Origin of the sequence: Brakhagea slesvicensis (assembly GCF_052161625.1) — a bacterium.
GTDB lineage: Bacteria > Planctomycetota > Planctomycetia > Pirellulales > Pirellulaceae > JBKCUI01.
The window spans coordinates 5,693,428-5,714,531 of sequence record NZ_CP197412.1 but is presented as its reverse complement, the minus strand read 5'-3'; the positions used below and the strand labels follow the sequence as shown (position 1 = coordinate 5,714,531).

General features: G+C 55.1%; 21 protein-coding genes. 9 read left to right on the top strand and 12 right to left on the bottom strand.

Translation table 11 applies throughout. The features are described 5' to 3' along the window. Window positions 1–50: 50 nt before the first annotated feature. On the top strand, window positions 51–1,172 hold the full coding sequence (gene mutY / locus SH467x_RS21595; protein ID WP_482369163.1) for an A/G-specific adenine glycosylase: 1,122 nt from the start codon (window positions 51–53) through the stop codon (window positions 1,170–1,172). A gap of 37 nt (window positions 1,173–1,209) precedes the next feature. Here the strand turns inward: mutY and SH467x_RS21590 are convergent, their stop codons facing one another. Continuing rightward, the gene (locus SH467x_RS21590) at window positions 1,210–3,396 is read right to left on the bottom strand and encodes a YgiQ family radical SAM protein (protein WP_482369162.1); all 2,187 of its coding nucleotides are present in this window, start codon (window positions 3,394–3,396) and stop codon (window positions 1,210–1,212) included. A 283-nt stretch (window positions 3,397–3,679) separates the two neighbouring features. Between SH467x_RS21590 and gap the strand changes: the two genes are divergently transcribed. Continuing rightward, window positions 3,680–4,708 (top strand): type I glyceraldehyde-3-phosphate dehydrogenase, encoded by a 1,029-nt coding sequence (gene gap, locus SH467x_RS21585; RefSeq protein WP_482369161.1) that lies wholly within the window; start codon window positions 3,680–3,682, stop codon window positions 4,706–4,708. Window positions 4,709–4,882: 174 nt separating this feature from the next. On the opposite strand, the gene SH467x_RS21580 is transcribed toward gap, so the two are convergent. Then, a complete protein-coding gene (locus SH467x_RS21580; RefSeq protein ID WP_482369160.1) occupies window positions 4,883–5,725 on the bottom strand; it encodes an ABC transporter permease in 843 nt (280 codons plus the stop codon). Further along, window positions 5,722–6,744, bottom strand: coding sequence for an ABC transporter ATP-binding protein (locus SH467x_RS21575; protein ID WP_482371409.1), 1,023 nt, complete (start codon window positions 6,742–6,744; stop codon window positions 5,722–5,724). The genes SH467x_RS21580 and SH467x_RS21575 overlap by 4 nt, the downstream gene beginning before the upstream one ends. Before the next feature lie 53 nt (window positions 6,745–6,797). On the opposite strand from SH467x_RS21575, the gene queC reads away from it, so the two are divergent. The 4 genes from queC (at window position 6,798) to tgt (ending at window position 10,998) form a co-directional block, all read left to right on the top strand. Further along, complete coding sequence (gene queC / locus SH467x_RS21570) at window positions 6,798–7,496, top strand: 7-cyano-7-deazaguanine synthase QueC (protein ID WP_482369159.1); 699 nt, start codon at window positions 6,798–6,800, stop codon at window positions 7,494–7,496. Between the two features lie 94 nt (window positions 7,497–7,590). Further along, window positions 7,591–8,661, top strand: a complete 1,071-nt coding sequence (locus SH467x_RS21565) for a PstS family phosphate ABC transporter substrate-binding protein (protein WP_482369158.1) — start codon at window positions 7,591–7,593, stop codon at window positions 8,659–8,661. A gap of 30 nt (window positions 8,662–8,691) precedes the next feature. Next, a complete protein-coding gene (locus SH467x_RS21560) occupies window positions 8,692–9,861 on the top strand; it encodes a YbaY family lipoprotein (protein ID WP_482369157.1) in 1,170 nt (389 codons plus the stop codon). A 3-nt stretch (window positions 9,862–9,864) separates the two neighbouring features. Beyond that, window positions 9,865–10,998, top strand: coding sequence for a tRNA guanosine(34) transglycosylase Tgt (tgt, locus tag SH467x_RS21555; RefSeq protein WP_482369156.1), 1,134 nt, complete (start codon window positions 9,865–9,867; stop codon window positions 10,996–10,998). A 29-nt stretch (window positions 10,999–11,027) separates the two neighbouring features. Here the strand turns inward: tgt and SH467x_RS21550 are convergent, their stop codons facing one another. The 9 genes from SH467x_RS21550 to secG form a co-directional block, all read right to left on the bottom strand. Next, window positions 11,028–11,819 carry a metal ABC transporter ATP-binding protein gene (locus tag SH467x_RS21550; protein ID WP_482369155.1) on the bottom strand — a complete coding sequence of 264 codons (792 nt, stop codon included), beginning with the start codon at window positions 11,817–11,819 and terminating at the stop codon, window positions 11,028–11,030. Then, on the bottom strand, window positions 11,819–12,859 hold the full coding sequence (locus SH467x_RS21545) for a metal ABC transporter solute-binding protein, Zn/Mn family (RefSeq protein WP_482369154.1): 1,041 nt from the start codon (window positions 12,857–12,859) through the stop codon (window positions 11,819–11,821). The genes SH467x_RS21550 and SH467x_RS21545 overlap by 1 nt, the downstream gene beginning before the upstream one ends. After that, on the bottom strand, window positions 12,856–13,590 hold the full coding sequence (gene bshB1, locus SH467x_RS21540; protein WP_482369153.1) for a bacillithiol biosynthesis deacetylase BshB1: 735 nt from the start codon (window positions 13,588–13,590) through the stop codon (window positions 12,856–12,858). Before bshB1 ends, SH467x_RS21545 begins: the two co-directional genes overlap by 4 nt. Further along, complete coding sequence (locus SH467x_RS21535) at window positions 13,587–14,225, bottom strand: phosphopantothenoylcysteine decarboxylase domain-containing protein (RefSeq protein WP_482369152.1); 639 nt, start codon at window positions 14,223–14,225, stop codon at window positions 13,587–13,589. Before SH467x_RS21535 ends, bshB1 begins: the two co-directional genes overlap by 4 nt. Before the next feature lie 9 nt (window positions 14,226–14,234). Next, window positions 14,235–14,780: a flavoprotein gene (locus SH467x_RS21530; RefSeq protein WP_482369151.1), complete on the bottom strand. Its 546-nt coding sequence runs from the start codon at window positions 14,778–14,780 to the stop codon at window positions 14,235–14,237. A 15-nt stretch (window positions 14,781–14,795) separates the two neighbouring features. Beyond that, window positions 14,796–15,059, bottom strand: coding sequence for a DNA-directed RNA polymerase subunit omega (locus tag SH467x_RS21525; RefSeq protein WP_482369150.1), 264 nt, complete (start codon window positions 15,057–15,059; stop codon window positions 14,796–14,798). Beyond that, window positions 15,044–15,640, bottom strand: coding sequence for a guanylate kinase (gene gmk / locus SH467x_RS21520; RefSeq protein ID WP_482369149.1), 597 nt, complete (start codon window positions 15,638–15,640; stop codon window positions 15,044–15,046). Before gmk ends, SH467x_RS21525 begins: the two co-directional genes overlap by 16 nt. A 62-nt stretch (window positions 15,641–15,702) precedes the next feature. Next, entirely contained in the window at window positions 15,703–16,653 is a 951-nt protein-coding gene (locus SH467x_RS21515; protein ID WP_482369148.1) for a YicC/YloC family endoribonuclease, read from the bottom strand. Window positions 16,654–16,665: 12 nt separating this feature from the next. After that, window positions 16,666–17,271, bottom strand: a complete 606-nt coding sequence (secG, locus tag SH467x_RS21510; RefSeq protein WP_482369147.1) for a preprotein translocase subunit SecG — start codon at window positions 17,269–17,271, stop codon at window positions 16,666–16,668. Between the two features lie 1,249 nt (window positions 17,272–18,520). Here secG and SH467x_RS21505 point away from each other — a divergent pair. The 3 genes from SH467x_RS21505 to SH467x_RS21495 are packed head-to-tail and all read left to right on the top strand — an operon-like array spanning window position 18,521 to window position 21,075. Then, the gene (locus SH467x_RS21505; RefSeq protein ID WP_482369146.1) at window positions 18,521–19,123 is read left to right on the top strand and encodes a hypothetical protein; all 603 of its coding nucleotides are present in this window, start codon (window positions 18,521–18,523) and stop codon (window positions 19,121–19,123) included. After that, window positions 19,120–20,025 (top strand): hypothetical protein, encoded by a 906-nt coding sequence (locus SH467x_RS21500; RefSeq protein WP_482369145.1) that lies wholly within the window; start codon window positions 19,120–19,122, stop codon window positions 20,023–20,025. Before SH467x_RS21505 ends, SH467x_RS21500 begins: the two co-directional genes overlap by 4 nt. 42 nt (window positions 20,026–20,067) lie before the next feature. Continuing rightward, window positions 20,068–21,075 carry a sugar phosphate isomerase/epimerase family protein gene (locus SH467x_RS21495; protein ID WP_482369144.1) on the top strand — a complete coding sequence of 336 codons (1,008 nt, stop codon included), beginning with the start codon at window positions 20,068–20,070 and terminating at the stop codon, window positions 21,073–21,075. Window positions 21,076–21,104 lie beyond the last annotated feature (29 nt).

Genomic DNA, 21,104 nt, shown 5'->3' with positions numbered 1-21,104 from the left:
GGACCGAGAGAGGCGTTAAAGGCCCTACGGCCGGTATTTTGATCGCAAGCATGAAGACTTGGACGGCAGAAGAGTTGCATCAACTGCGGAAAAGGGTGAAGGTCTGGTTCTCGAAAAAGGGGCGATCGCTCCCTTGGCGGGAAACGCAGGACCCTTATTCCATTTGGGTGAGCGAGATCATGTTGCAGCAGACGCAAGTAGCAACGGTGATCCCGTACTTTCATCGATTCCTAGAAACCTTTCCCACCGTGACGGCTTTAGCCGACGCACCGGAGGAACTCGTTTTGTTGCACTGGGCGGGGTTGGGCTATTACCGACGCGCCAAACAACTGCATGCCGCGGCGAAGGTCGTTCGAGACCGATGGGGCGGTAGTTTTCCCCGCGACTACGACTCGATCCTCGCACTTCCCGGGATCGGACGCTACACGGCCGGAGCCATTTCCTCGTTCGCGTACGACCTGCGTGCTCCGATTGTGGAGGCGAATACGCAAAGGCTCTACGCGAGGTTGCTTCGCCTGCGAGGTCAGCTCACGGAGCGAACGATTCAGAATGAACTTTGGCGGTTTGCTACCGACATACTTCCAGATCGAACCGGGAGCGGAAGGTTGAATCAAGCCGTTATGGAACTCGGTTCGCAGGTCTGCACACCGAAGACCCCTTTATGTCACGAATGCCCACTCCAAAATCTTTGTCCGACCTACGCTCACTCCGAGCAGTCCGAGATACCATCCCCGAAGCCATCGAAAGTCTACGAAGACAAAGTGGAAGTCGCGCTGCTGATCCGCGACTCGGGAAGCCGCTATTTACTGCGACGCTGCCAAACCGGAGAGAGGTGGGCCGGCCTATGGGACTTCCCAAGATTCGATGTGACCTCTGCTCAAAGTGAAGACGAACTAATGGCTTCTGCCTCCAATCAGTTTTCGGATCGCTTTGGTGCATCCGTCTGTTTATCCGGCGAGGCGCTACAGATCAAGCATGGCGTGACTCGATATCGAATCTCTCTTCGCTGTTTTCATGCTTCGGTGGAGAAGTTCGACGACAATCCAAGCGAGGCATCGAACGGAGAAGAAGGCCCTGATGCGGTTTGGTGTTCGGTACATCGCTTGAACGAAGTCCCCCTTAGCTCAACCGGCAAGCGGATAGCGAAACACCTAGCAGAGATGCCGCCTTAGCGTTCGCAGGGGTGCTTGTTTACTTAACGATGGTTGATTACTTGACCCGCCGGCCTGGTCGATAGCCTGCGTTGGGTTTCTTGCCACCGTGTGCAGCGGTCGATCTTTGTTCTTTTCTCGGGCCTTTTCGCTTTTTGTTTTGGCTTGATGAGGGAGCCGTATCGGAGGGGCGAGATTCGGGTGCATCCGATGGTTGCGCATTCGTTTTTGGGATCGTATGGACATATTCCCCTCGAAAGCGTTGATTCGCATCGGCTCTTCTCTTTTCGAGCGCTTCTTTGGGAGGACGGGACGGGATCAAACAGTCGCAGCCCTCGCCGATCAAATCGGAGCGATTGACAGATCGAAGCGCTTCGCGGACTTCGAAATAATTCTCGGGTTTGAAGAATTGCATCAACGCGCGTTGGGATTTGCGATCGCGAAGGGCTTTTGCAATGTAGACGGGTTTGAGATTGAACGGATCCAATCCCGTGTAGTACATGCTGGTGGCTATGTCGAGAGGCGCTGGGATGAAGTCCTGGACTTGATCCGGTTTGTATCCATTTCGTTTTAGGAACAACGCCAGTTCAATCATCGACTCGATCGAGCTGCCGGGGTGGGAAGCGATAAAGTACGGAATGATGAACTGTTTTTTACCGGCTTCTTCGGAAGCCTCTTTGAATTGTTCGGTGAAGAATTCGAAGTCGTCGTTCGCAGGCTTGCGCATCTTATAAAGAACGTCCGGATCGACGTGTTCGGGAGCAACCTTGAGGTGGCCTCCGACGTGGTGTTTGGTCAATTCCTGGATGTACTCCGGGGACTGGCGTGCCAGGTCCATTCGGATACCGCTGGCAACCAGGACCTTTTTAATACCAGGGGTCTCCCGAGATTCCCGCATCAATTCGATCACCGGAGTGTGGTCGACTCCGAGGAGTTTGCAGATTTTAGGATGGACGCAAGACTGCCGCCGGCAAACAGCTTCGACATCGGGCTTGGTGCAACGCATTTGGTACATGTTCGCAGTTGGACCGCCGATGTCGCTAACGATACCCTTGAACTCTGGGTCAGCAGTCATGCCTTGGATCTCGTGCAGGATGGACTCCTTCGAGCGAGATTGAATGATTCGGCCTTGGTGTGCCGTGATCGAGCAGAACGTGCAACCTCCGAAACATCCACGCATGATCGTGACGGAATTCTTGATCATGTTGAAGGCAGGGATGGGTTCGCTGTAACTCGGGTGGGGCTTTCGCGTGTAGGGAAGACCATAGATACGGTCCATCGCTTCTTGGCTGATGGGGAGTTGAGGCGGATTGGCCACGATGACTTGAGTGCCGTGCCGTTGCATCAGTCGTCGAGCATTCAGAGGGTTGGTCTCGTTATGGATAATCCGCGTCGCGATGGAGAATCGCACCTTATCTGCTACGACCTCCTCGAAGGAGGGCATCTCGAGAGCATCGGTGGGGATGGGTTCGGAGGCACCGAGGGCATAGGCGACCCCTCGCATGTCTCTCAAGTCCTTGACGGTTTCGCCAGCTTCTAGTCGGCGGGCCATTTCAATGATCGAGTTCTCTCCCATCCCAAACGCGACCAAATCCGCCTTGCTGTCAAGCAAAATGCTTCGCCGTACTTTATCGCTCCAGTAATCGAAATGAGCAAAACGCCGTAGCGATGCCTCGACGCCGCCGGCGATAACCGGGACCCCTTTGTACGCCTCGCGGGCCCGCTGGCAGTAGGCGAGCGTTGCGCGATCGGGGCGTAAACCGATCCGGCCTCCAGGAGAATAGGCGTCGTCGTTGCGGACTTTTTTGTTCGCCGTGTAGTGATTGATCATGCTGTCCATGTTGCCAGCAGAAATCGCAAAGAAAAGTTTCGGCCGCCCGAATCGCTTCCACTCCTCGCACGATTGCCAATCGGGCTGACTGATGATTCCCACCCGATATCCCGCCGCCTCCAGGACCCGCCCCAGGATCGACATGGCGAAACTGGGATGATCGATGTAGGCGTCGCCGGTCACAAAAACGACATCCAGTTCCTCCCAACCGCGAGCGCGAGCTTCCTCCATACTCATCGGCAAGGGAGCTTTCCCGAGCGGTCCATGCGGGGCCCGCTCCTCGCGCTCCATACCGAGGTTATCCAAATAACGGGAAACAATGTTCCCGTATCTGCCCCCATTCGATGCGCAGGAGCTATTGTCCGCCTTTGTGAGATCTGCCGAGGGATTCAAAACTGGAAGAGATTGCGACATATCTGGCGACATATCCGTCGGTGGCAATGAGAGCTTTCGTCAGCATTAAGTGAGCTGATGTCATTGTAGGCAAGAATCGGAATTCGGCATGGGGATTTCTTAGCGATTGCTGATGTTTCTGGTCGTTTGTATATTCATCGGCACATCGAGGTTGAACCGGTCGTCTAGTGGACGACGTGGTTTTTTCGGTGGATGGATTGGGGAAGTAACCTGATCGCGAACGACGGGGTACGCGGCGGCCTCAATCGGTGTTCGTTTCATTTATGAGTTGGAGATACCAGCGGTGACAGTTCGAATCGCAATTAACGGGTTTGGTCGTATCGGTCGATTGACATTCCGCAACTTGATGAGCCGATCGAGCGAGTTCGAAGTTGTTGCCGTCAATGACTTGACCGACAACGCAATGCTCGCAACTCTTCTCAAGTACGACAGTATTCACGGTCGCTACAACGGCACGGTGAGCTACGACGACAAGCACTTGATCGTCGACGGCAAGAAGATCCTGGCATTGGCCGAGAAGGATCCGACCAAGTTGCCTTGGGGTGAGAATAAGATCGACATCGTGATCGAGAGCACCGGATTTTTCACCGGTCGGGCGAAGGACGGAAAGCCAGGTTACGATTCCCACCTCACCGCGGGTGCGAAACGAGTCGTGTTGAGCGCCCCTGCCAAGGATGGAGCCGATTTGACGTGTGTTCTCGGTGTTAACGACGACAAACTTACGAAAGATCTCAAGTGTATCTCCAACGCATCCTGCACCACGAATTGCTTGGCTCCAGTCGCCAAGGTTCTCAACGAGACCTTCGGTATCGAGACCGGCTTGATGACCACCGTTCATGCTTACACGAACGATCAACGCGTTCAGGATATGCCGCACGCGGATGCGTATCGCGCTCGCGCCGCCGCACTGAACATCATCCCTACGACGACTGGAGCAGCTTCGGCAGTTGGTTTGGTCATTCCTGAGTTGAAGGGCAAGCTGACTGGCATCGCGATGCGAGTTCCCGTTCCAACCGGTTCGGTCGTCGACTTGACCGCGAACCTCAAAAAGGATGCGACGGTCGCAGAAATCAATGCAGCGATGAAAGCGGCCGCAGAGGGCCCTCTCAAGGGGATCCTTTGCTACACCGAAGATCCAATCGTCTCCAGCGACATCATCGACGATTCGCACAGCAGTATCTTTGCCGCCGACTTCACCCAAGTCCTCGGTGACAAGGGCAAGCTGGTGAAGGTCGTTTCTTGGTACGACAACGAATGGGGTTACAGCTGTCGAACCGCTGACCTTTGCGCACGATTGGCAAAGCTCCTGTAAGTTTTGGCGCTGACTGAAAATCGAACTCTGCTGTGGTGGTGATCTCCTCCACAGCGGCTATGAAACAACATCCAAGAGTCGGAATCGCACGATGCATTCCGGCTCTTTTTTTTGCGCCTGAGTTCAACGCGCGAGCCCGTTTTTACAAGAGCCCGTATTCACGCGAGCCCGTTTTTATCCGCCGAATCCGCTGTACCGTTTCAATCCGGCACTGTACAGCACCCGGCTGAGTACGAAAAAGAAAAGGGTCCATCCGATGAGCATGGCCATGTCGATCGCCAATGCTGTTCCCGTCACCTTGCCGAGAAAGACCGCTGCAGGAAAGTAAGCGAGATATTTGATGGGCAAGTATCCGACGATGGTTGCATATGGCTCGGGGAGAATGTCGAGCGGGAACATGTGCCCTGACAAGAAGAATTGAAAAAGCATGTACACAAATAACAGGGATGAAACCTCGAGCATCCAAAACCCGACGAGCCCGATACAGGTCTCGAGATAAAATCCAAGAGCAAAGCTAAAGACCAGAGAGCCGGCGAATGCGAACAGGATCTCAGGCTCCGGCCAACCGCGAACGAAGTAATCGCGACACAGGAAAAACACCAAGGCGAACGGTAGAGTGGCGACCGTGTAGTAAGCCAGTTTGTGTGCCACTCGCGACCAAAAAATAAAGGAAAGCAGATCAATCGGTTGCACCAAGAACTTTTTGATTTCGCCATCGCGCACTTTGAGGGCGATGCTAGACGAAAGTCCGGGCATCGACGAAAAAGCTCGCCCTACCATGGTGAGCAAATAATAGGCGACCATGTCTTGAAAGGTGTAACCGCTAAGAGTGGCGGTTTTTGGGGACTCGGGATCGAGCGATTGAAAGATCGCCCACCATAGAAAAATCTGGGTGACGATGGGCAAGAATCGCATCAGTGTCCCGATCGCGAAATCCCCACGGTACGCGACTCGCTCCGCTAGTGCCATTTTGAGGATATTCCATCGCAAACTCAACGCGGTGGCCCAGTCGCTCATGAGGAAACCTCGTTCGATGCAAGGTTCGAAGGAGCCTTGGGGCCAGAAACATGCGCAAAGAGTTTGGCGATCACTTCTTCGAGCGGTGGGTCCTCGACTGCCATGTCGTGAATCTTGTAGTTGCTGAGGATCCCCGAAAGGACCTGCGACACTTCACTCCGATCGCAACGGAGCGAAACCCTCGGCATCACGATCTTCTCGATGGTTCCGAATCGCTCCAAACCGTCAGGCGACGAGCCGGCAGCAAGCTCGAGCGTGATGATCTTGTTCGTGGAGAAGTCTTCCACGATCCCTTCGAGTGATCCGTCGTATTGCACCGTACCCTGCGCGATAACCACGACACGTTTGCAAAGTGCAGCCACATCTTTCATGTAGTGGCTCGTTAGCAAGACCGTGATTTTTCGCTCCTCTTGGTAGTGCTTGAGGAACTGCTGGATTTTGTGCTGCGCGATGACATCCAAACCGATGGTCGGCTCATCCAAAAAGAGGACTTCCGGACTGTGCAGCAGTGCGGCGATGAGCTCCATCTTCATCCGTTCGCCGAGCGAGAGTTCTCGCACCGGTCGCCCCAGCAGTTCGCCGACTTCGAGCAGGTCTGTCAATTCGTCTTTTGTTCGTCGAAAGCTCGCATCGTCGATGTGGTAGATCTGTTGATGCAAGCGAAAGGACTCCTGCGCGGGAAGATCCCACCAGAGTTGGTTCTTTTGTCCCATAACCAATGCGAATCGTCTGCGGTATTCCAGGCTTCGTTGCCAAGGCACAAACCCCATCACGGTCGCTGCACCCGAGGTGGGGTAGATCACACCGGACAAGAGTTTGAGGGTTGTCGTCTTCCCCGCTCCGTTCGGGCCGAGGAACGCCACGAACTCACCTGGCTCCACCTGCAAGCTGACATTGCGGACCGCTTCTACGGTCTTGTACTCGCGATGAAAGAGCCCTCGGAGAGCTTGCCCAAGCCCTTCTTTCTTTTGGTAGACGCGATACGATTTTGACAAGTTGCGGATTTCGATGATGGCCATGGCGGGATTATAGAGATTCATCGGTTCCCTCCTAGAAAGAGAATGCTCCGAAGATGAAGAATTTAAAGAAACCCGCAGTGGTGCTGTTAAGTGGCGGACTCGATTCGGCGACCTGCATGGCACTCGCACGCGAGCAAGGATTCTCCTTGTTCGCTATCAGTTTCCGATACGGTCAACGGCATCGAGTCGAATTAGAAAAGGCTCAGTCGGTCGCCAAGGACTTCCACGCAGAAAAACATGTGATCCTCGACATCGACCTTGGCAAGTTGGGCGGGAGCGCGTTGACGGATGTCTCGATCGATGTCCCGAAGCATGAAACGGTCGACGAAATTGGGGGCGATATTCCTCTTACCTACGTCCCTGCCCGAAACACCGTCTTTCTATCCTATGCTCTCGCCTGGGCGGAAGTCCTTCAATCGAATGATATTTTTGTCGGGGTGAATGCCCTGGACTACAGCGGTTACCCCGACTGTCGGCCGGAGTATATCCAAGCCTTCGAAACCATGGCGAATCTGGCGACGAAGCGGGCGGTGGAGGGAGATCGCCTCACCATCCACGCACCGTTGATCCATTGGTCCAAGGAGGAGATTATTCGAAAAGGGTTGGAGCTGGGGGTCGATTATTCTCTCACTTCCTCATGCTACGATCCACTCCCGGGCGGGTTCGCTTGTGGGCACTGTGATTCATGCCTGCTGCGCGAGCGCGGTTTCCGGCTCAACGGATTGCAGGATCCCGCCCGATCTCCCTCGTAATGGACGTTCCTCGGGGGATCGATCTGGGCACCCAATGCGAATTTCGGTAGATTGGGGCGATTGTTCAGCGTTGGCGATACCAAGGAGGAGTTTCATGCGCGTCGCAGTCGTTTGCTGTCTTTTGTTCATTACGATGGGTTGGAGCGGTGTCGCTTCGGCTCAAACCCGTGCAACTCCCGCAAGCAATCCGGTTGCAATTCAAGCCGGCGGTGTGGCCACGGGGAGCTCTCCATCGGCCCCGGATTCCCAGCACTTGGCTCTCATGTCACTGCTGGAGTGTTTAGAGCTTTATCATCCCGCAAAGGACCTTCAAGGGGCAGCGAAGCTCAGTGGCTCGACCACCATGATGTTGCTCGGCAAAGCTTGGGCGGATCGTTTTCGAAACTTCCATACCAAAGTGGAATTCACTCGCGGGCCAGATGGCACAGATGCGGGTATCAAAGCGCTCGCGGAAGACCCGACCTTGATCGTCGGTGCAAGTCGCCCGATTTCCGAACAAGAAATTGCATTGCTCAAGGCGGGAAAATGCAAAGAGCCAATGAGTATCATCGTCGCGCTCGATCCACTCGCCTTGTATGTGCATGAATCCAATCCGCTCGCAGCGGTCACCCCGGAGCAGCTCGAAGGAATTTTGAGAGCGCCGGACCAAAAAGGCATCCATCATGCGAAATGGGGGGAGTTGGGTGTGACTGGTGCATTGGCAGACCAATCGATACGCATTCACGCGCGCAGCGAGATCGCTGGCACGACCGCTTTCATCAAGCAGTTTCTTCTGCGAGGAGAAAACGTTGCCAAGGAAGTTGGCTCGCACATGTCCAGTCAAGCGGTCTGCGAAGCGATCGCGAAGGACACGGCAGCTGTCGGTATCGCCGGTTTTGGGGATGCGGTGCCAGGGGTCCGAACCGTGGCTCTCTCGCTGAAAGGGACTGTCGTGCCGGCCAATGAACAAAGTTTTTTGAGCGGCCAATACCCTTTGGTGCGACCGCTTGTTCTGGTCTTCGACAAGGCGCAAATGAAAACCGACGGTGGACTGCGCGAGTCGATGCTTCGCTACATCTTGAGCCGAGATGGACAGATGGAAGCGATCCGCGCGGGTTTCTTCCCGTTGGATCCCTCGTTCATTCATAAAGAATTGGACGAGATCTGTGGAACGCAGATGCGATAACCCCAAGAATTATTTTTCAGGAGCCACAACATGAATAAGCTAATTGCATTTGGGGTAGGAATCGCATTGCTAGTGTCTGGCGAGCGGGTTTCAGCTCAATCGTCCACATGGGTCGATATGCTTTCCGGTGCCCTGCCTCGTTCGACCTTTCCAACTCCGAGCACTGCCACACCCTCCGCATCCAGCACAGGAAACTGGGGAGCCCCCTCGTACCCTGGTGGCTACCTCAACACGCGCCGTGATTGGAAGTTGGGAGTAGGGATTCAGAACAACGAAGTAGGGGCAATCGTGACGACGGTCGCGCCCGGTAGCGCGGCACAGCAAGCCGGGTTGGGTGTGAACGATGTGGTCGTCGCTGCTGGCCCATCTCGTTTGGGCCTGGTCGATGGCCGAGTGATCGAGCTCGCCGAAGAGATCAAACGATATGCTGACACCTACGGCCGAATCAATCTGTTGATTATGGATTCGCGAACGCGGAGCTTGCGAAGCGTCACCGCTAACTTGACCTCCAATTCCAGCGCCTTGTCCGGTTCGATCGCGATCCGAGATAACTTGAATCTGCCAGCGGGTGCTTATCTCAATGTGCAATTGAAGAATATCACGAGGCCGTTCTACGAAGTCGGAGGAGGAAGCACCACGGTGGCTGTGCAAGGCTTCGGGCCTTATGCGTATGAACTCAATGTCGATCCACGTTATGTTTCGCCGAGTGACCAGTATCAGCTGATCGCGACCATTACGTACGGCTCGCAGATCCTGTACCAGCTCAACAATCCACCTACGCTCAACGCCAGCTCCTTAGGCCAAAACTACAACTTGGTATTAGACCGTTCCGGCGGAATCTCGACGGCCGGCTCGTCTGTCAGCGCGGCATATCCCCCTTCGTTCGGCGGTTCCAGTGAAGCGATTGGCAAGCTCTTTCTGCAATACTTGGGTCGCGCCCCTTCATCCGCGGAATTGGTGGGATGGCAAGGCTACTTGAGCCAAGGAAACTCGCTCGATGGTTTGAAAGTCGGGATTCTTTCCAGCATCAAGTATCGTGAAATGTTCCGAGGCGATGACGCTGCCTATGTACAGAGCTTGGTGACTGCCCTAGTAAACCGAACTCCAAACCAACAAGAGCTCAGTTTCTGGTTGGGACGCTTGCAAGCGACCGGTTCGGCAGAGACTGTTGCGCGTGAAATATTGGATCAACGGCGCTAAGGTATGGTCCAATCGTCTCGATTTCCTTTTGACCTTTTGGGGGTGGATTCGTCGACCCATGCAAGGCGAGGACGCTTGCATCTCACCCACGGTGTTGTCCAAACTCCTGCATTCATGCCTGTGGGAACGCAGGGAACCGTGAAGGGGTTGACCATAGGCCAGGTAGCAGGGACCGGAGCGGATATTCTGCTGGGGAATACCTACCACTTGGCGCTGCGTCCTACCTCCGAACTCATTGCGGAACTAGGAGGGCTGCACCAATTCATCGGCTGGGACAAACCCATCCTCACCGATAGTGGCGGCTTTCAGATATTCTCGCTAGGGGATTTGAATCAAGTCACCGAGGATGGTGCGACGTTCAAATCGCATTTGAATGGTGCCAAGATCCATCTGCGTCCCGAAGACTCCATTCGAATCCAGCAGGAGCTCGGTAGCGACGTCGCGATGGTCCTCGATCATGTGATCGCATTGCCTGCTGAAAAATCTGTGGTCCTCGACGCTATGCATCGCAGTATCCGGTGGGCGGAACGGTGCAAACGATTCGCATCTCGCCAGGATCAAGCGTTGTTCGCGATCGTACAAGGTGGCCTCGATATCGAACTCCGACAGCAGTGTGCAGAGGGATTGGTCGCGATCGGTTTCGATGGTTACGCCGTGGGTGGACTGAGCGTTGGCGAGCCGCCCGAAGAGATGCTTCGAGTGCTCGATGGCATTTGTCCTGCTTTGCCGATCGACCAACCTCGTTATTTAATGGGAGTAGGAACTCCGATCGATTTGGTAGAAGGTGTCGCGAGGGGCATCGACATGTTCGATTGCGTCATGCCAACTCGAAACGGACGAAACGCGCTAGCGTTTACGGCAGATGGACCGCTCCGGATGCGCAACAGTTGCCACACTCGCGATGAGCGACCCATCGAAGAGGATTGTCCCTGCTTGGCGTGCAAACACTCGCGCGCATATATCCGCCATCTCTTCATGTGCGATGAAATGCTAGGACCAACACTGTTGTCGATTCACAATCTGACCTTTTATCAACGACTGATGGCCGCTGCGCGTTCGGCAATCGAAGAGAATCGCTATGGCGCATTTTTGGAAGAGCAGCGAGTGAGACTGACGCCGAAAAAGTCGTCGGAGTAGCCCCGTCACGGCGCCAGAGACAAGGAGTCCTAAAGAGACTGCCGGCGTCGAATCGCTTCGGTTACTTCATCCAGGAGAGTAAGTCGTCCGCCATAGGTGCGTCGAAGATTCTCGGGGGTGAAGGTAGAGTCCATCGGTCCCCAGGCCACGGCTCGCACGTTGAGCAAGATCAGCCAGTCGAAGTACTCAGGGACGGTATGCAAATCATGATGGACCACCAGGATCGTCTTGCGATTCTGTTGCAACGATCGCAGAACTTCGATGATCGACTGCTCGGTGGCGGCGTCGACTGCTGCGAAGGGTTCATCCATCAAATAGACATCTGCCGATTGCACCAATGCCCGGGCTAGAAACGTGCGCTGTTGTTGGCCACCTGAGAGTTGGCTGATCTGCCGGGAAGCCAGCTCTGCAATTCCTACTTGCTCGAGCGCCTCCATGGCTTGCTGGCGATGCTTGTGCTGCACGGGGCGAAACCAACCGATCTTGCGGTAAAGCCCCATCAAAACAACATCAAGCACCGAAGCTGGAAAATCCCAATCGACCGACTCTCGCTGGGGGACATAGGCGACGCGCGGTAGTTGCCCTTCCATCGGTTTGCCCTCCAGCCGAATATCACCGCTGACCCGTGGGATCAAGTTCATCATGGCCTTGATCAAGGTGCTTTTGCCAGCGCCGTTGGGGCCCACCAATCCGACCAAGGCGCCGGAGGGGATGCCAAGACTGATTTCCCACAAAACAGGCTTGCGCTGGTAAGCGACGGTCAAGTCGGAGATGGCGATAGCGGGCGTGTCGCTCGGTGGATTGGGGGGGGAAACCGTCATCACGAAACCACTCCACGAATAGCCGGATGGCGATTCTCCATGCTGGACACGGTAGGTTCGGAAGGAGAGGCCGCAGAGCCCCCTAATGCCTCGACGATGGTGCGAGCATTATGTTCCATCATGCCAAGATACGAGTCGGTGGGGGGGGCGTTCCCCATCGCATCGGTGTAAAGGGTTCCGCCGAGAGCCACGTCCCAACCCTTCTGCTTCGCTCCCTCGCGAAGCGATTGCACTCCCTTTTCCGGAACGCTGGACTCAATGAATACAGCTGGGACTTTTTGATCGACGATTAAGGACACCAGTTCTTCGATCCGTTTAAGTCCTGCTTCCGAGGTGGTCGAGATGCCTTGAATTCCCTCCACACGGATTTTGTATTGCTTGCCGAAATACTGAAATGCATCGTGCGAAGAAATGAGAATCCTCTGCGACGCGGGAATGGATTGCATCCATTCCGAGATCTGGGTGTTGAGTTGCTGCATCTTTTGACGGAGCGCTGCGCCTCGGCCGACGATTTCGTTTCGGTGATCCGGTAAGAGATTCACGATCGCCTCTTCCATTTGGAGAGAGACCATCTCCCAAAGAGTTAAGTCCATCCAGCAATGGGGATCCATCGCCGAGTCACCTTCGCCGTGACCAAGCAGTCGGTCTGGAGGGAGTTGGTCGCACAAAGGAATTCGTGGGGAGTTGTCCGACTTTTTCTCCAGCACATCCCCCATGCGGCCCTCCAGCTTCAGGCCGTTGTAGAGGACTAGCGATGCGCGCAGAATGCTGCGGACGTCATCCGAACTGGGACGATACAGGTGGGGATCCACTCCAGGACCGATCAATTGCTCGACCGTCGCCAACTCCCCTACAAGTGTCTTGGCGACATCGGCGATCATGCCTGTCGTAGCAACAATCACCGGCCTTCGAGCTGAAAGCTCGCGCTGGTCGGAGGACCGGGAGGGGCATCCGGCTAGCAGGATCCAAGAGGCACTGGTGATTCCGAACGTTCGGCGGTGAATGGGATGGTGAAGGGTATTCTGTGGTGCTTGCTTCATAATAAGGATTGGAGATCGGAAAGTCCGATCGGTTCTTTCGATGCAAAGGGCTCGCCGTAGCGAGTGCCGATCGCTTTGCCCCAGAAGCCTGCTTCCTCGCGATAGCGTTCAATAAAAGGCTCTTCCGGGACGGGGCGACCGGTGACGAATTGGCTTTGGTACGCTTCGATCGCGGCCGCTTTTGCTTTCCAGTGTAAAGAAATATCGACGACAAAGGCGGGTTGCGGAACGAGTTTCAAATGGATGCAGAAGTAATAAAAAATACGTTGGGGATGGAACGGCTCACCGGGAATGTCGCTTTTGGTCAGTTTGCTCCAGAATCGAGCAGCTTCGACCAATTCCGTTGCTGCGACGTGGTCCGGGTGGGCGTCCGACCAGTAGGGTGCAAACAGCCACTTTGGGCGGGTCAACCGAAAGATGCCAGCTAAGAGACGCCGATTCTCGAGGGTCGGTTCGAGAAAGCGATTGCGCAGTCCAAGATTGTAACGCCATGGATGGCCGAGCATCTCATTGGCGTGCGCGGTCTCGCTGGCCCGGATCTCGGGCGAACCGAATGGGGTGGGTTCGCCATTGGTGAGATCTAAAATCCCAACCCTTAGGCCTTTCGCGATGAGCATGGCGATGGTCCCTCCCATTCCGAGCTCTGCATCGTCGGGATGGGGGGCGATGACCAGAACATCCAGCGGGCTTGGGGGGATAGAAAGACCGGGATACTCTGGTGCAATGTTCATCGATTGGAATCAAGCAGATGTTTTTGGATTTGATATAGGATTCGATCGGCCACAAGCCCCTTCGGTCCAGCGACTTGTTCGACGATTTCTCCGTCTCGTTTGATGATTTCCACCGCATTGTCGGGGGAGTTCATCGCCTCCGCGCTGTTGGAAACGATCATGTCGCAACGTTTCTTCGCCATTTTAACGATCGCGCGAAATCGAACATCCTCGGTTTCGAGTGCGAACCCGACGACCCATTGATCGACCCGTTTGAGGGCTCCCAGTGTCGCAACGATATCGGGTGTTTCACGGAGGGAGAGTTGAAGTCCTTGTCCTGTTTTCGAGAGCTTCTGGGGGGCGATTTCGATCGGCATATAGTCGCACGGGGCTGCGGCGCCGATGAGCCCATCGGCCATCGCAAACGCGGATTGTGTCGCCTCAAGCATTTCCTGGGTGGAGACTACGTCGATTACGGTCGCATCGGGCGGATAATCGACTTGGACGGGCCCGGATATCACAGTGACTTGGTGGCCCAATCGAAGGGCGGAATCGGCAAGGCAAGCCCCCATTTTTCCGCTGGAGGAGTTGGTGAGGTAGCGTACGGGATCCAGGTACTGCCTTGTTGGGCCGGAGGTAATCACGATGTGAGCCATGAATCGACGCTACGACTCCTCGCGAATCAACAGAGCCATGCATGCCTCGAGGATGGCATCGGGTTCCGACATTCTACCTTCGCCCGATCGACGACAGGAAAGCCAACCCGAGTCGGGGCCGACGAAGTGAACGCCATCGTCGCGAAGTTGTTGAACATTGCGCTGCACCGACGGCTTCGACCACATCGCAGCGCTCATTGCGGGGGCCATCAACACAGGGCATTCGGTCTGGAGATAGAGAGTCGGCAACAGTCCGTCTCCGAGCCCATGGGCACAAGACCCGAGAATGTGGGCGGTCGCCGGGGCAATCACGAATAAGTCCGCACCGTCGGCTAGTTGAATATGAGGACCCAACGGAAATCGGCTGTCGAAGCTGTCGACAACGGGAGCCTCGCCGCAAAGCGCTGCGAGCGCCGCTCGTCCGATAAAATGCTCTGCCGACGGGGTCATGGCAACCGAGACGCGGTTGCCGCGTTGAACAAGCCTGCTAACGAGCGTCGCCGTTTTGTAAGCCGCGATACCGCCAGATATTCCAACAACAATGCGATGCGCCATAAGAGCGAATTCGCATTACAGGTCGCCGGAATCCAAATCCAGCAATTCGCCCAAATCTGCGGTTTCGCTGAGAACCTTCAGCTCTCCATTGGTCGTCAAGAAGATTTTGTCCTGAAGGATTTCATGGATCACAATCTCCATCTTGTCGTCGGAGTTCATATCGACCAAGGGACGGCTGCCGCGATTGAGCTGTACAAGCCTCTTTTGGATCAACGTCGAGAGCTTGAAGCGTCCGCCGACTTTGTTGACGATGGCTTCTTCTTTTAACTCTTCGAGCATGGAATCTTTTCTCCTTGGTATTGCTGGAGCAGTCGATCGATCTGCTCCACCGTGTTGTCGAGTTTTACGTTGATGATCTCGTGTGCGTAGTGATGTCGCATTTCCATCTCGTCCGCCGCGACATCCAACCGCCGCTTGAGAGAATCGTCGGATTCTGTGCCGCGATCCCGAAGCCGTCTTTCCAGTTCTTGCATGGAACCGGGGTGGACGAAAATCGTGATGGCGTCCGCGTAATCTCGAAGCACCGACAACGCACCTTGTACATCGATCTCTAAGATTACCCACTTGCCTTCATTTAGACCAGCCGAAACAGTCTCTTTCAAGGTCCCGTACCAAGTTCCTCGTCCAAAGACCTCTTTGCACTCGAGAAACTCCCCTGCCAGCCGCTTGTTTTCGAACTCCTCACGACTGAGGAACCAATACTCTCTGCCATGCTGTTCCCCTGGACGCGGGAGGCGGGTGGTGGCCGATACGCTCAATGTCAGGGGAAGCGAACTGCGATCCATGAGCTGTTTGACAACCGAGGACTTACCTGCCCCCGAAGGCCCGGAAATAATAATCAGCTTCCCAAATTCCGTCATAGCTGGACCCGAAAATGGCTCTTTTTGTTGGTTTGTCTTGTAAGTTCTATTCTACGATCGAGCTACTCTATGTTTTGCACAAGCTCGCGAATTTGCTCGAGAATTGTCTTCATCGACACGACGCATACGGATATTTCCGCATCGTTTGCCTTCGAGCCAATGGTGTTGGTTTCCCGCCCAAGCTCTTGGATGAGAAAATCGAGCTTCCGACCTTGGCTCTCCGGTGCTCGAAGCACCGTCTCGAACTGATGAAAGTGACTCTCCAGCCGAGTTAACTCTTCCGAAATGTCAGCTTTATCACAGAAAAGTGCGACCTCTCGAACGAATTCGGAAGAATCGAGATCCAATCCCCGGCTCTCGCAAGCGGTCCGAATTCTCTGCTCCAGTTTGCTTTGGTAATCCAAAACCACCTGCGGAGCTCGTCGAGATATGGCATCCCGAAGCGATCTTAGGTCTCCCAAATATTCCTGGAATTTGTTGGACATGGCCTCCCCCTCTGCCCGTCGCATCTCCTGCAGATCCTGGAGAGCCTTCGTGCAAACTTCCCGGATTGCTTGCTCCAACTCGGGATTGTCCCCCGGTTTGGGGGTGTCCAAGACACCGGGTAACGCCATAAACCCACTGATATCGGGGTGGAAGGGAAGAAGCATGGCGTCGGAGGCTTCCTTCGCTGCCCGAAGATAAGCCTGAAGCACCGGCTGGTTGACGAACGCCGATTCTTCCACGTCGCTGGATGTCACGCGGACGAATAAACTGACACTTCCCCGTTTGAGAAAATCCCGAGCAAGTCCTTCCAGATCGGTCTCGATGGGGGCGGCCAAGTCGGAAAGCTTGGAAATGATTTTCAAAAAACGGTTGTTAACCGTTCGGATCTCCACCTCGATGGCATAGCCGCCAATTCGCTTCGAAGACTCGCCATGACCGGTCATGCTCAGCAGCATCGGAACGCCTGCCGAAAAAGGGAACGAGAGGAATAGCTCGGCATAAGTAGGGCCAGGGAGAGCGAGGAGCAATCGTTTAAGAAACTACGGTTTTGGTTCCGTGGAAGTTCCCGCTGGATTCGCCGGTGCCGATCCATCCGCCGGAGCCGGTGCATCCGCAGCCGGAGGGTTTGCAGCGGGTGGGTTTGCAGCGGGTAGATTCGCTGGCGGAAGATTAGCCGCAGGTAAATTGAGAGCGGGGGGTTCGCTTGTTGGAGCAGGCGTTTCGGCGGAGCCAGCAGCCGGGAGCGGGCTAACAGCTGGGAGCGGGCCAGTCGAAGGTGGGCCAGTCGAAGGTGGGGCAGGAATTGCTTCCCCTTCTTTGGGGCCGATCGAGAGGGCTCCGGCACCGGAGGTGGTGGTGACGCTCGGATCCGCTTCGATATCCAGCGTTTCAGGCAAATACCACCAACAAACAAAAGCGCACAAACAGATCCAAAGCAATACCGAGACGGCCGTGATCCGAGTGAAGATATCACCTGCCTTGACGCCAAAAGCGCTCGAGCCCCCGGCACCCCCCAACGCACCGGTGAGCCCGCCACCGCGTCCTCGCTGGAGAAGAATGATCAAAATGATAAACACCGAGAGAAGAAACAGCAGCGGTCCAAAAATGTATTGCGATAGCTGGAACGCGAAAAACGGGGTAGGCACGGAAAGTAGCTCCTTCGACTCGAAATTCTTACCAAACTCTGGCTCCAACCGGTTTTTTAGCAGAATTTCTCGGACTTGTTGAGAGCCGTTTCCATTTCTGACTGTTTTCTTGGGGTGCGACCTTCGAGCACGACATTTCGTCACCCAATCCAACCCTCAGGTCGTTGACATGCCACGGGAGTCTGTTACGCTTCCGACTTACGTAGTTTACGCAAAGCCCCTAACCGGTAGATTTTGCCAAGCATTGGTTAACCAGGCGAAAGCACCGCAAGGAGCGTCGAAATCGGTTTTGACGCGAGTGGTCCATATTGATTCAGGATGTACATCGTGGCGTTGCGTGGATCCATTTACTGTTCCCTAGGGAGGATGTTACGAATGATTAAGGTACGATTGGCATCGTTGGCCTTGGCAGCTGTTGTTGCCTCGAGCTCTTTTGCTTCGGCTTCTTGTGGCGGCCGAGAAGGCTTGCTCGCTAAGCTCCACGCACGCAAGGCTTCTTGCTGCGAGCCAGCTCCAGTTTGTGCACCTGTATGTGCACCAGCACCTGTTTGCGCACCAGCTTGCGAACCAGCTCCTGTTTGCTGCGAACCAGCTCCAACCTGCGGTGGCCGTCAAGGTCTTCTCGCTCGTTTGAAGGCTCGCAAGGCTGCTAAGTGCTGTGCTCCAGAGCCAACCTGCTGCGAACCAGCTCCAGTTTGTGCACCTGTATGTGCACCAGCTCCAGTTTGCGCACCAGCTTGCGAACCAGCACCTGTTTGCTGCGAACCAGCTCCAACCTGCGGTGGCCGTCAAGGTCTCTTCGCTCGTTTGAAGGCTCGTAAGGCTGCTAAGTGCTGTGCACCTGAGCCAACCTGCTGCGAAACAGCTCCAGCTTGCGGTTGTGCAACCGTTGCAGCTCCTGCTGCTGGATGCGCTTCCTGCGGAACCACCGTTAACGCTGGTGCCGTTCAAGCAACCGAAGCCGCTCCTCCAGCAGCTCCCGCTGCACCAGCAGCTCCTGCTGCTCCAGCATCCGCTAGCGACGCGAAGCCAGCTGCTTAATGTCGTTTGCTCGGTACTGGTTCTTCCAGTTACCACCAACCCAATCAAAAAAGACCGAGGTGCAACCACCCCGGTCTTTTTTTTGTTTGGGCCTTCGAAAATAGTTCTTCACACTTCTTGCTTCCCGCATCGAGGAAGATGATTAAACTCTCCAAGATCGTTCTGTGATGAACCTCCCGCCGCCGTTTCTCCAATCCAACTTGTCCTTGTGCGTGACCTAGATCCGAACCCTCCTGACCGCACCGCATTGTCCCCTTCATGGAAGAGGTTCATTTCGGTCTGCGTGGTATTCCACTTCCTTCTTCTTTGGACCGTTTACTCCTCGAACTGGAGACGATCGGCGACGCAAGATCGTTGGTTAACAACGTTTCACCCCTATCTGTTTGGTCTGGGGCTGGGTACGGAGATGATTTCGATCGATTGGGGGCGAGCGCCCGAAGCTGATTTGCCTTGCCGCCTTATCCTTCAATACGAAGACAAGGCGTTGATTTATCTGGATTCCCGAACGTTGACTTGGGATCGACTCAAACAAAGACAGTTGCTCGGAATATTGGTCTCTACCATCGATTCCGTGGATGACGAAAGCGTTACGCAAATCCTCGCATCCGTTATGGCCCATGCAGAGAAAATTCAAGGCAATGGGTTCGAACTGGTTCGAATCGAACGGATTTCGGACCCCGAAGTTGGTTACGAAGAGATCTATCGCGCGGCGATCATTCGAGACGATTCGGGACCGCTGCGATTCATCCCGGCCTTGGAACCCCAACGTACGATGCGACGCGTGATCGAAACGGGAGGCCCCAAGTCATGAATCGATGGCTGAAACTTTTCAGCGACTGGAATCGCTTCTGGTTTCGAGAGGACGTGGACGTGCATTCCTCCACGATTCGAATCGGACTTGGGATCGCGTCGATGTTTGCATTCATCGGACATATTCTCTTCGCCGAGGCGTGGCTTGGATCGGATGGGTGGCTTAATCCCGCCTCGGGCCTCTATTTGGTCGGGCAAGGTGTCGAGGGGACGGGGGCCGAATACCGATGGTCGATCTTCTATACCTATCCAAACTTGCTCGTTCCCCTCAGTTGGGTCGGAGCAGTCGTGTCGGGCCTCCTCGCCGCTAGCATCGCGCCTCGCGTCTGTGCGTTGGTTGCGTTCGTTTTGCTCGCCATGTTGCATCATCGCGCACCTCTTTTCATGGGGCGAGGCGACTCTCTTGTTCTCCCCTTTTTGCTCTACAGCTTGCTCCTACCGTCGACCGGATTGCTCCCCTTCGCCAAACGGGGGAGTGTCCTCAAACCCTCTTCCACTCCATGGAAACGGGAGCTGGCGACGCTGGGGCTTCGATTGATGCAGGTCCACTTTTTCCTTTGGTTCTTGTTCAGTCTCACTACCATGCTTGGAAACGAAGGTTGGTGGACAGGAGAAGCGGTTCGACAGCTTCTCGCCGACGCGCAGGGCTGGCTCCCCACATCGTGGGCGACCGTGACAGTGGCCGAGTGGATAACGCATGGTGTCATCCAGATTCAGATTGCGTTTCTATTCTGCATGCTGTTCCCATCCCTTCGCGTCATCGCTTTCGGGTTGTTCGTCCTCTTTCTCACAGCAGCGCTTCTCGTGATTGGTGACTGGCAATACGTTATCATCTTGGCAGGCGTATCGTTGCCGCTGTGGGTTGGAAGCCGGTGCTTATCATCGAACCCACAGGACGTTTAGTTCCACGTTGATCTCAATTCTCTCCTCGGACCAATCCTTCCTATGAGTCGCAAAAATCCTAAAGGGAAGCCCGAGCCGACAGCTTCCCAATTCCACCGAAGAGCCTTTGCAAGCGGTCTCGCTGCCGCGGCTGCATTGCCCGGGGCTTTAGCAAGCCGCAGCATTGCCACCGCACCCGCGCACACGGTTGCCCCCGAATCCAATCCAATCGACAAGACCATGCCAAACTTTCGCTTCTGTCTCAACACCAGCACCATCCACGGCGAAATCATTCCGATCGAGAAACAGATCGAAATCGTTCAAACTGCAGGCTACGACGGCATCGAGATTTGGCTCCGCGATGTGGACAAATTCGTTCAAGGAGGTGGGACGATCGCGGATTTGCGAAAGCGAATCGACAATGCTGGACTGCGGGTCGAGAGCGCGATCGCCTTCGCGAACTGGATCGTGGACGACGAGGCGAAACGCAAGCAAGGGTTGGAGCAAGCCAAACGGGAAATGCAGATGGTCCTCGATTTGGGCGGGACGCGGATTGCAGCGCCGCCAGCTGGCGCCACCAACGGAGATCGACTGGATCTCGATCTAGCAGCGGACCGATACCGATCCCTCCTCGAGGTCGGAGCGCAAGTCGGTTGTTTGGCACAGCTCGAAGTCTGGGGCTTCTCGAAAAACTTGTCTCGTTTATCCGAAGTCCTTTACGTTGCAGCGCAAGCCCAACATCCAGATGCTTGTATCCTGCCTGACATCTATCACCTCTATAAAGGGGGATCTCGATTCGAGGATTTAAAGTTCCTGGCCGGACACAAAGTCCATGTCTTGCACATGAACGACTACCCCAATCTCCCTCGAGAGTCGATCAATGATGCCGATCGTGTTTACCCAGGCGACGGAATCGCTCCGATTGCCGACGCGCTCAAAACGCTGATCAGCAGCGGCTTCCAAGGAGTCCTGTCCCTGGAGCTCTTCAATCGCGCGTACTGGTCACAAGATCCCTTGGTCGTCGCGAAAGCCGGTTTGGCGAAAATGAAACAATCCGTTGCGGCGCTTTGATTGGGTGACCTTCGGTCGATCTGCCGGTT